Annotated in this window: 14 protein-coding genes; 8 read left to right on the top strand and 6 right to left on the bottom strand. The window is 58.4% G+C overall.

Annotated elements, in window-relative coordinates:
• Positions 1-20: 20 nt before the first annotated feature.
• From AC07PE_RS13235 to AC07PE_RS13245, 3 genes are read right to left on the bottom strand one after another with little or no spacing between them, the layout of a single operon-like run.
• Positions 21-710: an NAD(P)H-dependent oxidoreductase gene (locus AC07PE_RS13235; protein ID WP_498765075.1), complete on the bottom strand. Its 690-nt coding sequence runs from the start codon at positions 708-710 to the stop codon at positions 21-23.
• Positions 711-733: 23 nt separating this feature from the next.
• Positions 734-1,405 carry an SDR family NAD(P)-dependent oxidoreductase gene (locus AC07PE_RS13240; RefSeq protein WP_498765077.1) on the bottom strand — a complete coding sequence of 224 codons (672 nt, stop codon included), beginning with the start codon at positions 1,403-1,405 and terminating at the stop codon, positions 734-736.
• Between the two features lie 26 nt (positions 1,406-1,431).
• Positions 1,432-1,893 carry a VOC family protein gene (locus tag AC07PE_RS13245; protein ID WP_498765079.1) on the bottom strand — a complete coding sequence of 154 codons (462 nt, stop codon included), beginning with the start codon at positions 1,891-1,893 and terminating at the stop codon, positions 1,432-1,434.
• A 147-nt stretch (positions 1,894-2,040) separates the two neighbouring features.
• Between AC07PE_RS13245 and AC07PE_RS13250 the strand changes: the two genes are divergently transcribed.
• A complete protein-coding gene (locus tag AC07PE_RS13250; RefSeq protein ID WP_498765081.1) occupies positions 2,041-2,994 on the top strand; it encodes a LysR family transcriptional regulator in 954 nt (317 codons plus the stop codon).
• Between the two features lie 83 nt (positions 2,995-3,077).
• Positions 3,078-3,281: a hypothetical protein gene (locus AC07PE_RS13255; protein WP_498765083.1), complete on the top strand. Its 204-nt coding sequence runs from the start codon at positions 3,078-3,080 to the stop codon at positions 3,279-3,281.
• A gap of 1 nt (position 3,282) precedes the next feature.
• On the opposite strand, the gene AC07PE_RS13260 is transcribed toward AC07PE_RS13255, so the two are convergent.
• On the bottom strand, positions 3,283-4,188 hold the full coding sequence (locus AC07PE_RS13260; protein ID WP_498765085.1) for a LysR family transcriptional regulator: 906 nt from the start codon (positions 4,186-4,188) through the stop codon (positions 3,283-3,285).
• A gap of 107 nt (positions 4,189-4,295) precedes the next feature.
• Between AC07PE_RS13260 and AC07PE_RS13265 the strand changes: the two genes are divergently transcribed.
• From AC07PE_RS13265 to AC07PE_RS13275, 3 genes are all read left to right on the top strand, one after another.
• Positions 4,296-5,150, top strand: a complete 855-nt coding sequence (locus AC07PE_RS13265) for an oxidoreductase (RefSeq protein WP_498765087.1) — start codon at positions 4,296-4,298, stop codon at positions 5,148-5,150.
• Between the two features lie 885 nt (positions 5,151-6,035).
• The gene (locus AC07PE_RS13270; protein ID WP_498765089.1) at positions 6,036-6,305 is read left to right on the top strand and encodes a hypothetical protein; all 270 of its coding nucleotides are present in this window, start codon (positions 6,036-6,038) and stop codon (positions 6,303-6,305) included.
• Entirely contained in the window at positions 6,302-6,502 is a 201-nt protein-coding gene (locus AC07PE_RS13275; RefSeq protein ID WP_498765091.1) for a hypothetical protein, read from the top strand. Before AC07PE_RS13270 ends, AC07PE_RS13275 begins: the two co-directional genes overlap by 4 nt.
• A gap of 66 nt (positions 6,503-6,568) precedes the next feature.
• Here the strand turns inward: AC07PE_RS13275 and AC07PE_RS13280 are convergent, their stop codons facing one another.
• Positions 6,569-7,480 (bottom strand): LysR family transcriptional regulator, encoded by a 912-nt coding sequence (locus AC07PE_RS13280; protein ID WP_498766053.1) that lies wholly within the window; start codon positions 7,478-7,480, stop codon positions 6,569-6,571.
• 160 nt (positions 7,481-7,640) lie between these two features.
• Between AC07PE_RS13280 and AC07PE_RS13285 the strand changes: the two genes are divergently transcribed.
• Both AC07PE_RS13285 and AC07PE_RS13290 read left to right on the top strand, forming a co-directional pair.
• On the top strand, positions 7,641-8,339 hold the full coding sequence (locus AC07PE_RS13285; RefSeq protein ID WP_498765093.1) for a glutathione S-transferase family protein: 699 nt from the start codon (positions 7,641-7,643) through the stop codon (positions 8,337-8,339).
• A 196-nt stretch (positions 8,340-8,535) separates the two neighbouring features.
• Positions 8,536-8,907 carry a DUF427 domain-containing protein gene (locus AC07PE_RS13290; protein ID WP_498765095.1) on the top strand — a complete coding sequence of 124 codons (372 nt, stop codon included), beginning with the start codon at positions 8,536-8,538 and terminating at the stop codon, positions 8,905-8,907.
• Positions 8,908-9,039: 132 nt separating this feature from the next.
• On the opposite strand, the gene AC07PE_RS13295 is transcribed toward AC07PE_RS13290, so the two are convergent.
• Entirely contained in the window at positions 9,040-10,200 is a 1,161-nt protein-coding gene (locus AC07PE_RS13295; protein WP_498765097.1) for an IS30 family transposase, read from the bottom strand.
• A gap of 91 nt (positions 10,201-10,291) precedes the next feature.
• Here AC07PE_RS13295 and AC07PE_RS13300 point away from each other — a divergent pair, with 91 nt between their 5' ends.
• A complete protein-coding gene (locus AC07PE_RS13300) occupies positions 10,292-10,732 on the top strand; it encodes a hypothetical protein (RefSeq protein ID WP_498765099.1) in 441 nt (146 codons plus the stop codon).
• The last annotated feature ends 104 nt before the right edge of the window (positions 10,733-10,836 follow it).

The following is a 10,836-nucleotide window of genomic DNA, read 5'->3' on the forward strand; positions in this document are numbered from 1 at the left end:
TGCGAATCCTTTCTAAGTTTTTATGTTTGCAAAACGGTTTCCTGAAGGCCGGCGCCGCGTTCGGCATGGCGCGCGACGCCGTCGATACGGGAACGCAGCGTGTCCAGCGCGTAGCGGCGCCCGGTGCTGTCCATCCGGTTGACCGCATAGGCAATGAAGGGATCGAGCACCTCCATGCCGCAAAAGGCAAGAACGCCCCCGGCGAAAGGCTTGAGGAACTGCTCGACCGTACCGGTGTAGCGGCTGTCGGCGTCAAGCTCCGCGCGGGTGCCTCCGGTAGTCAGCGACAGCATCGCAAGCTTGCCCCTTAACAGACCGCGCTTGAACATGTTCTCGTCGTCGTAGGCGAAGCCGTGGCTGAGGATGCGCTCAGCCCAGGCTTTCATGATGGCTGGTACGCCGTACCACCACAGGGGGAACTGGAACACAATCAGGTCCGCGGCAGCTACCTTGTCCTGCTCGATCAGGATGTCGGCGGCGTAGGCGCGCGCGGGCTGCGCATGACGCTGTTCATGCACGAGCGAGAAACGCTCCGGGTCGCGCAGCGTCATGAAGTCGGCCCGGGAAGGAATCGCGCGCGTCGGGTTCGCGTACAAGTCCGAGATGGCGACCTCCCACCCGTTCGCCACGAGGCGTTCGTGGATGGCTGACAGCATCGCGTGGTTCATACTGCGTTGCTCCGAATGCGCATAGACGATCAATGCTTTCATGTCGTTCTCCCTGTGGTGGCAGTTCAGGCGATGGTGGTTTCCCAGTCCCAGGCGTCCTTGGGTGCCGATGCCATGCGCCAGAAGGCGTCGGCCACGGCATGCGCGGCGTCGGAATCCGGGCTGACGAGGCGGCTGACCGTGACCGTGCCGATATGGATGCCGGCATCCTTCATTGGCTGGAACATGGCCTTGACGATCGCGCGGATTCCGGCCTTGCCGACGCTGATCGGCAGGAAGTCGGGCGAAGGTTCGATCCCGAAGCCGCCGCCTGTCAGGAAGATTGCACCCTCGCCGCGTTCGGCCATTGCGTCGGCAGCCGCACGCACGGCGACCAGGGCGCTGGTCAGGTTGATCGTCATGTCGGACTGCAGCTCGGCCACCGAATGCGCCGCCAGGGCCAGCGGGCGCAAACCGCCGTCCTCGCCGTAACGCAGCACGCCGGCGTTGTAGAGGACCGTCAGCGGCCCTTCCGCGGCGAGCTGCTGCACCAGGTCGTGTATCTGTACCGGCTTGCCGGCGTCGGCCTCGACCAGGGCGACACTGGCGCCCAGCTGGCCCAGGCGATGCGCCTGCGCCTGCAGGTTCTTGATGCTGCGCGAGGACAGCACGATGCGGTAGCCCTCGCGAGCGAAGCGCGCAGCGGTGGCATAGCCAATGCCGGGCCCCGAGCCGATGATCAGTAGCGTGTTGTTCATGTCATTCTCCTTGGATGAGCGGTGCCTCAGGCGACAACTTCGGCGAGTTCGAACAGGTTGCCGAACGGGTCGGCAAAAAATGCCAGCTTGCGGCCCACAACCGGCAGCACGAAGGGCTCGGTGACGATCTGCACGCCGCGGCGGCGCAGTTCAGCGACGGTGGCGTCGACGTCCGCGACATTGAAGCAAACATGGTGATAGCCAGCCAGGCGCAGGCTGTCGCCAAGGTCGGTCCACACCGGTTTCGGAATCGGAAGCGGCCGGCCGTCGCCCAGAATCTCGATCATGAAGTGGTCGTCATTGGCGGGCGCCATGTAGGCCAGCTTCTGGTCTTCATACGGCCAGGTATGGACAACGCGGAAGTCGAGCTTTTCGATGAACCAGTTCATGCTGGCCTCGAAATCCGGGACACGAATGCCGACGTGGTGACCGGTCATGGCGGCCAGGGCGGAGGCAGGGTTCTTGGCAGGGATGGTAACGACGCTCATGGTGTGCTCCTTCAAATTAGTTTAGGGGTTGGATGACGACCGTTCCGGATCGCCATGCTGCCACTTTAGACCTGCGCTGTAATGAAGTGAATGGACATAAAGTACGATAAGCTATGAAGCAAATGTTCATAATCGAAGGAAGCCGACATGATGAAGGACAGCACCCGGAGCGGAAACGAAGGGGCTTCGCTGGCAGGCCTGTTTACGTTCGAATGCGTAGCGCGGCACATGAATTTCGCCCGTGCCGCCGAGGAAATGGGCGTTACCCCGACTGCGGTTTCACGCACCATCAGGCTGCTCGAAGAGCAGATGAAGGTGCGACTGTTCAACCGTACGACGCGCAGCGTAGGCTTGACCGAAGCGGGCACCGAGTTACTGTGCAGCCTAGCGCCTGCGCTGCAGCAGATACGCAATTCGATGCAACAGGCCCGCCTCACATCCAGCCAGCCTGCCGGTATCCTGCGCATCAACGCATCGTATGTCGCTTACGCGGTCGTTATCCGTCCCTGCCTCGCTGGCTTCCTGGCGGCCTATCCCCACATCAGCGTCGAGCTGGCACTCGATAACCAACTGAGCGACGTGGTAGGCGCCGGGTTCGATGCCGGCATCCGGCTCGGGCACGCGCTACAGCGCGACATGATCGCGGTGCTGCTCGGTCCGCCGCAGCGGCGCACGGTCGTGGCTGCCCCCGCCTACCTGGCAGCGCATGGCACCCCAAAACGTCCGGAGGATCTCCTGGACCATGCTTGCATCCGCCAGCGCTTCGCGGCCAGCGAGCGCTTCTTTGAATGGCGCTTCCGGCGCGGCGGCAAGCCTTTCTCGATTGGCGTCCAGGGACGACTTGTCTTCGACGAGATGCGCTCGGTAGTGGAGGCGGCCGTTGATGGGCACGGGCTGGCGTATGTGTTCGAGGAGTTTGCCGTTGCGGACCTGGGCTCTCGGCGGCTGGTGTCGGTATTGGAGCAATACCGCCTCCCCGGCGAAGCCTTCTATCTGTATTACCCGGGCCGTGCCAACATGCCGGGCAAGCTGCGCGCTTTCATCGACTACCTGCAAAGGCATGCAAGAGGAGATTTACAACCAAAACGTGAAAATGAATGAAGCAGCCCTGGTCTACCGGCGCCCGCAACTCGCCGCTAACATGCGTTCGTTGACTACCCGGCTATCACTGACGAGGACGAATCATGTTCACCCTGACGCAAGCATCTCGGAAGATATCCCAGGCCCTGCCCGTGGCCGGCGAACTGGCGCTGCAGGCCGCCCAGGTACTGATCCAGGCGGATTTCAGCCTGGCCCGGGTTGCTCTGATCCTGCTGGCCAAGCCCATGGCGCAGGCGCTGCGCCAGCTGGCCTCGTCCCGGCCTTGCCTGAGCTGCCAGCGAGGCTGAATCACGGAGAACCCAGCCGGCGCCTGGCAGCCTCGAACGCGTAATCGATGAACAGGCGGACTCGCGAGGGCATGCGCGTGCGCTGCGCGTAGCACATGTAGATACCGGCGTTGCGCGTATCCAGTTCGGGCAGCAGGTGCACCAGCCTGCCTGCCGCCAGGTCGTCGTCGATCATGTAGCCGGTGAGCTGCCCGATGCCGAGACCGCGCATCACTGCCGCTGCTTCGCTTTCGATCGTATTGAAGGTGGCGACACACGGCAGGTCGACCATTTGCGTACCCTCTTCACTCTTCAATTCCCAAGGCATCAGTCGACCGGTATTGGCTTGCCTGTACCCTGTGCACCGATGCTGTGACAGGTCGTCGCGGCACGTAGGACGGCCATGTCTGGCCACGTAGTCCGGCGAGGCGCAGATTTTCAGGATGACGTCGCCGAGCCGGCGCGCGATCAGGTTGCGGTCTGGAGGACTGCCAGCCCTGAAGCCGACGTCGATCTTCGCCGCCACCAGGTCTGTGAACTGGTCGGCCAGGACCAGGTCGAAGCGGGCAAGCGGATAACGTTCCTGGAACTCGCACAAAATGGGCGCCAGGAGATGGGTGCCGAAGGACGTCGGCGCCGAAATGCGAATAAGACCATCGACCTCGTCGCCGCTGTTGCGCACTTCTTCGAGCGCTTCGTCGAGCAAGCGTAGCCCCGGATCCGCCAACTCGTACAGGCGCTGCCCCTCGTCGGTCAGCGCCAGGCTACGCGTGGTGCGGTGAAACAAGCGGACGCCAAGGTAATCCTCCAGCTGCCGGATCGCCTTGCTGACCGATTGCGCGGCCAGCCCTTCCGACACTGCAGCCTGGCTGAAGCTGCCTGCGCGGACCACGCCGATGAACAATGAAATGACCCGTGCTTTATCCATGCGATTTGCAACTCAAAAGTGAAAATCAAACGCCCCCGCACTGGCTAGTGGCGCGGGCGGACAATCCCTACACTGATTTCATCATCCACCCCGTCAAGGAGACGATCATGAAAACTTGGTTCATTACTGGTGCTTCCCGCGGCTTCGGCCAATTCATCGCCAAAGTCGCGCTGGCGCGCGGCGACAACGTTATTGCAACGGCGCGTCGGCCGCAAACCATCGTTGCCGCACTCGGCGAGCATCCGAGGCTGCTGGCGCTGCCGCTCGACGTCACCGACGAAGGCGCGGCGCTCGCCGCCGTCGATACGGCCATGGCAAGTTTCGGGCGTATCGACGTTTTGGTCAACAATGCCGGCTACGGCCTGCTCGGCGCCGTGGAAGAGGCCACTGGCGAGGAAGTTCGGCGCATCTACGAGACCAATGTGTTCGGTCTGCTGAACGTCACCCGCGCCGTGCTCCCCGTCCTGCGCCACCAGGGCAGCGGCCATGTTATCAACATCTCGTCGATCGGCGGCTATCAGGCTTACCATGGCTGGGGTGTGTACGGCTCGACCAAGTTCGCTGTCGAAGGCATCACCGAAGCACTTGCCCAAGAACTAGCGCCGCTCGGCGTCCATGCTACTGTGGTCGAACCAGGCTTCTTCCGCACGGACTTCCTCGACGCCAGCTCACTCTCGACCAGCGCCGAGATCCCGGACTATGCGGCGACGGCAGGCGCAATGCGCCGCATCGCTGCAGACGCCAATCACCAGCAGCCGGGTGACCCGTCCAAGCTGGCCGCTGCCATGTTGTTACTGGTCGATGCACCGCAACCGCCGCTTCGCCTTGCGCTGGGTAGCGATACGGTGGCGCGAGTACGCGCGAAGAACGAGGCGGTCGAGCGAGAACTTAATGAATGGATGTGCGTGTCGCTGTCGACCGATCGCAATCCGCAAGCAGAAGCGACTTGGCAAGCGCGCTAAGCCTCTAATTAGCGCGGCACTGTATGCCGTTTGCACAAATGGCCTTGAGGTGCTTGCGTGCGACGTACTTAGGGAGTTTGGCAGGCTCGGCATTCGCGTAAATTTACAGCGCAGTGTACATCCTCGCCAAACTCGCTAGTGCGCAGAACAGAAATCGATGCCTTGCTTGTCGCATAGAGGCGTCCACGTGTATTAGTGAGTGTTAAGACGTGGCGCCCACAATTAGACCTTTGCGATGGCCATCGATTCCAAATACTAACGACTATGCAGCGGCCGGGTTCGGCCAGCAGCGGACGTAGTGAAGCATTTAAGAAGACCACCCGATGGCCGTTTGGCAATATGACCTGTTCGTAGTCGGTGAAGGACATGCTCTTCCAATTTTGACGGAGGATGGTTGGGAGCTTCCTCGACTGCCTGCAGCGTCAACGCTAAACGCCCAAGGAACCTTAGCAACCTCGTCGGGCTATCTGTGGTTGATGATGGATGACTGGGTGTGGTCTTCGGGAATGAAGTGCACTCGCGTCGACCTCATGTTAATAAAGAAAACGAGGTAGAAATTCGTATTCGTCTTAGCGCGTCAGCAACTGGGGCCGACCTCGACGCTGTCTGCACGTTCGCAGGTGAGCTACGTTGCAGGCTCTTTGATCCGGCAACTGGTGCGCTGCTTCAACCCGACCGCAGTTCGCTGGCTTCTGCTTTGGCTTCGTTATGCGCAGCAGCAAATTCCCGATCTCTGCGAAATTTTCTGTCAGGGCAGTCAGGAGTCTAATTGGTTTCACGCCAAGGTCCGCTTCGGGGTCGGTAGCAGCCGGTCGTGCCAGGCTGCTTTCGGCCGGAGGCGGACCTTATCTGCTTGGCCCATCCCTATAACGCAGGACACATACTATGAAAATCGCACGGCTCTTGGTAGCACTCGCTGTGTTTATATCCTTGTCCGGCGTTGTGATCCATGTAGGTGCGTTGTTTGCGGGGCTGTCGTGGTTCATATTCTTCAATGCGCCACCGAGCGTCGTTGCGTCATATAAGGCCGGGACATTGCTTGCGCCTGTGAGCGCCTTGTCATCGCCGGGCTTATGGGTGCATGTGGACATTACGCCGCGTCAGCTATTGGATTGGTTCGACGCCCACCGCTACAAAGCGTTGGCCTGGCCATGATGGCAACAATTTGCATCGTCCGTGCCCTCCTGCTACCGGTGCTCGCCATTGCTCACCCTGAACTGCGGAACACCTTCGAGATTGTTGCCGCCATCGTCTGGGGACTTGCAGGAGCGGGTTTTGCAGTCGGGTTTTTTCTCGTCAAGGCAGGGCGCGAGCGATCGGCAGTGGTGACACCACTTGGTAATACCCCATAGCTCATGCAGTAACGTCCGCTGACCACGCTATATAGTTACGGCTGCAATATCGCGCACATTCTAAAACTAAGATTTGACTGCTGAGCGCAAGAACTCTACAAATGCGCGCACTCGCGCCGATAGGTGACGATTCTGGGGGTAGAGGATCGAAAACGGGCGGGAACGGCCGCCATACTCTTGAAGGACCTCTACAAGGTCTCCACGCCTCAAAGCGTCACCCACTGCAAAGCGGTAGGTTTGATAAAGGCCTCCGCCCGCGTTGACCCAAGCGACAGCCCCTAACGCATCGTTAAGTACACGCATCCGGCTCGTTATCGGTTTCTCGATTAAGGTACCTTGTTCATCGGTGAACAGCCACTGTAGCGGGCGCCCTGTATTCGGCGATATATATTGGATGCAATCATGCTCACTAAGGTCATCAATACCGCGTGGTTTACCTTTTTTTGCAAAGTATGTTGGCGTACCAAATACCCCCAGCATAGCGTCCTCAAGCTTGAACGCGACAAGACGTGAATCTTGTGGAATGCCTAGCCTGATTGCCAGGTCGAAGCCTTCTTCGACAAAGTCAATTATCTTGTCCGAGATACTGATCTCGATGTCGATCTGTGGATAAAGCTCAGTAAACGCAGGCATTAAAGGTAACAACCGAAACGTTCCATAAGCAGCACTGACGCTAATGCGTAGCGGCCCGCTTGGGACGGTTTGCGAACCTGTGATCGCGCGCTCAGCCTCGGCGATTTGCTCAAGTGCTATTTGACACTCCTTCCAATAGAGCTCGCCTTCAGTGGTCAGCTTGACGGCACGGGTAGTCCTCAAAAAAAGGCGTACTCCAAGGCGCTGCTCAAGCCGACTGATCGACCGACTGACGGCGGCAGGCGTCAAACCGAGAATCTCAGCAGCACTAGTGAAGCTACCGGTCTCTGCTGCTCTACAAAACTGTTCAATGCTGCCGAGCTGGTGTGGATTGCCTGCTGCCATATTCATTACCATTTGTAATAAATGAATTGATTATCACATGGTTTATCAACTAGGAACAACGCATTAAAGTACGTTCACTGCTTCAACAACAACGCGCCAAGGCCACGCTACTCAAGCAGTTGGTTTGGCCTACACCTCGACTTACTTAAGGACTTTGGAAATGACTAGCAAACTGAACGTTTTCACCTCGCCGTCGGCTTTCCCCAACCCGCAGCGTCTGCGCCTGTTCATGCATGAAAAAGGAATCGCTGATCAGTTCCAGGAGACCATTTACGACATGACGCCAGTCGGTGAACAGCGTGGTTGGCGTCACTTGAAAATGAATGCTTGGGGTGAGACCCCGACCCTCGAGCTCGCCGACGGTAGCTACATTTCCGAAACGGCAGCTGTGGTCCGTTACCTGGACCAGTCCTACCCCGGCCGCAAGATCATGGGGAACACGCCGCTAGAACAGGGCCTGGACAACATGTGGGATAACCGCATCTGGGTTCACATCCTGTATCGCATCGTCACGGCATTCCATGTTCTGCATACCGGTCTCGGCTTTAAACTCGAACTGACGAAGAACGAAGCTTGGGGCGAACACTGCCGTAAAGAAGCGCTGGCCCATGCTGCACTGGTCAACAAACATCTCTCGGACGGACGCAAATGGCTGCTGGGAGGTGATGAGCCTACTTTCGCCGACATTACGCTGGCAACCGCGATCGCGTTCTCGAAGTTCCCGGTGAATGCGACGCCGCTGGACGAGCGTTTTGAGTTCCTGGATGCCTACTGGCAGCGCTGGCAGCAACGTCCGAGCTTCCAAGCCGCATATGCCGATCGTAGCAGTGGCATCCCTGAACTGGACAACAAGGCTTGATCGAAGCTTGAAGTCGCGCGCTGTTCGAACAATGGATATCGCGCGATTGAACGAGTCTGCTTTGAGTCAGTAGCGGGCGGCCGTGGTAGTCTGCTTTGGCCGGCAACGGTCAGGTCGAGAGATTGTCGTTACCCTTTAACGCGTTGCGCGGCAGGTTCTTTACCCGCGCTTCGTCCATTATTTTCGGAGGTACCGTATGAACAGGACCATGAAACTGCCCGGGCCGGACCATCCAATCACGATCACGCCCGAATTGCGCCGCGTTACAGTGACGCTGGCCGGAACCGTCATTGCGGACAGCACGCGAGCGCTATCCTTGAAGGAAGCAAGCTATCCGGCAGTCCTGTACATCCCGCGCGACGACGTTCGCATGGATCAACTCGAGCGGACCGACCATGTATCGTATTGCCCTTACAAAGGGGACTGCACTTACTTCAGTATTCCAGCGGGTGGACAACGCGGCGTGAACGCCGTGTGGACTTATGAACGTCCGTTTTCTGCAGCAGCACAAATTGCGTCTCACCTGGCGTTCTACCCTGACCGGGTCGACGCTATCAACGTCGCCTAGGGTTGCGGAGCTTGGCCCCCCTAACAAAAATGATCCCCGATGCGACCGATTGCTCGCCCAGTCGACTGACTCTACATGTTCGCTGCGGATCGGCTGCGGACGCACTAGGTAGGTCCGCTATCGGCTGCGCATTCAATCGGTGGACGCAACACACTCAGCAAATCGTTGCGCAGGTGATTGGTAGTTTAGTGTTTTTCGGGGACGCTCATTTAGCCGCCTTGCCACTTCGTCGAGTTCTTCCTGCGAGTAGCTTGAGAGATCGAGGCCCTTCGGGAAATACTGCCGCAAGAGCCCGTTGGTATTTTCGTTTGATCCGCGTTGCCAAGGATGGTGAGGATCGCAGAAATATACTTGGATATGGGTGTCGAGCGTAAAACGCTTGTGGTCAGCCATCTCTTTTCCGCGGTCCCAGGTGAGTGATTTGTAGAGCTCCTGCGGCAGCTTTCCGGCGTTCTCGATCAGCGCGTTAATCACCGACTCGGTGTCTTTGCCAGCCGTCTTCACCAGCATTACATAGCGTGTCTGGCGCTCGACGAGCGTAGCAATCTGACTGTTGTGACTTCCGAACAGTAAGTCGCCCTCCCAATGCCCAGGTACAGCACGATCGTCTGCGCTGGCTGGCCGCTCGCTAATCGACACGGTGCCAGCGATTCGCCCGTGGTTGTCTGTTTTCTGCGTGTGATGCCGGGATCGGCGCATGGTTCGAGTGCGCCGCAAATGCTCAACCAATTCTTTCTTCAGGGCGCCTCTGGCCTGAATATAGAGGCTCCGATAGATCGTTTCATGTGACACGTGATGGTCCTCGTCACTCGCGTATGCTTGCCTGAGCCAGCCTGCTATTTGTTCTGGCGACCACTGCAACTGGAGCTTGCTGGCCACGATATTGGCCAGTGTTCGATTCATCACGAGCTTACATGGCTTGGGACGGCGCGCTCGATCCCAAGCGCATTGATCGGCTTGGGTTGCACGGTACCTTTCCAGGCCACCATTTCGTTTAATTTCCCGACAAACTGTCGATGGTGCTCGCCCAAGGGAGGCCGCAATGCAGCGGATCGATTTGCCGGCTACCACGGCACGTGAAATTTCCTCTCGCTCTGCCAGCGTTAGCGACAACCGAGAACGACATCGTTGCGCTGGACATATCCCGCCAGTCTCAGCCAGAATCCTCTCTATTGACGAGTGGTTTCGATCAAACAGTTGGGCAATCTTTTGAAGCGAATCGCCTTGCCGCCATCGCTCCCACATCAGTGCCTTCTGGCTGTCTGAATAATAGATCCGGGTTTTCCGCTTCATGTGAACACTCCTCCATACGTCTTAGAGTGTTGCGTTCACCAGTTGAATCCACGGCCAAAAGCGGTCTTTGCCGTAGACCTAAGGGGAAACGATGGAATTTGGGCTCGTGATTCGTATTGTTGGGGTTGACGCAGATGACGGCATGATCACTGCAGCCGTCGAAGTAGCTAGCCGGGGGGTTAGAGGAGTATCACAGGTCTACACGACTACAGACGCGGTCGAGGACTTGTCCTCAAGACTCAGGCTCTTTCCCCAAGGCCCCACACAATCCCTTGAGTTCCAATTCGGGATGCCCGATAGCTACGGATACCTTGGCCTCGCGTTCTCAATCCTCGATGCGACAGGGCGCTGCGCCTGTCGAGTGCAATTGGAGTCCAACTACCTTCCATCGTACGGTCCCGGCAGCAAGAACCGAGTCGAGGTAGACATGGGCGTCGAACCCAATGCTATCGACCGATTTGTTTTTGACCTAAAAAACCTGCTCAAGAACGAGCAGGGGGAAGCGGTTTTGCAAGGAATCGAAAAGTTCTAATGATCGGCGTTTCTCGACTCGCGTTTCCCGCGCAATTAGTGGAAATCACCTTCCGCGCAGTAGTAGATACACCTGAATAAAACTGGCCGGGTGTATAACGCACA

This window comes from Telluria sp. GW821-FHT07G12 (genome assembly GCF_059418525.1).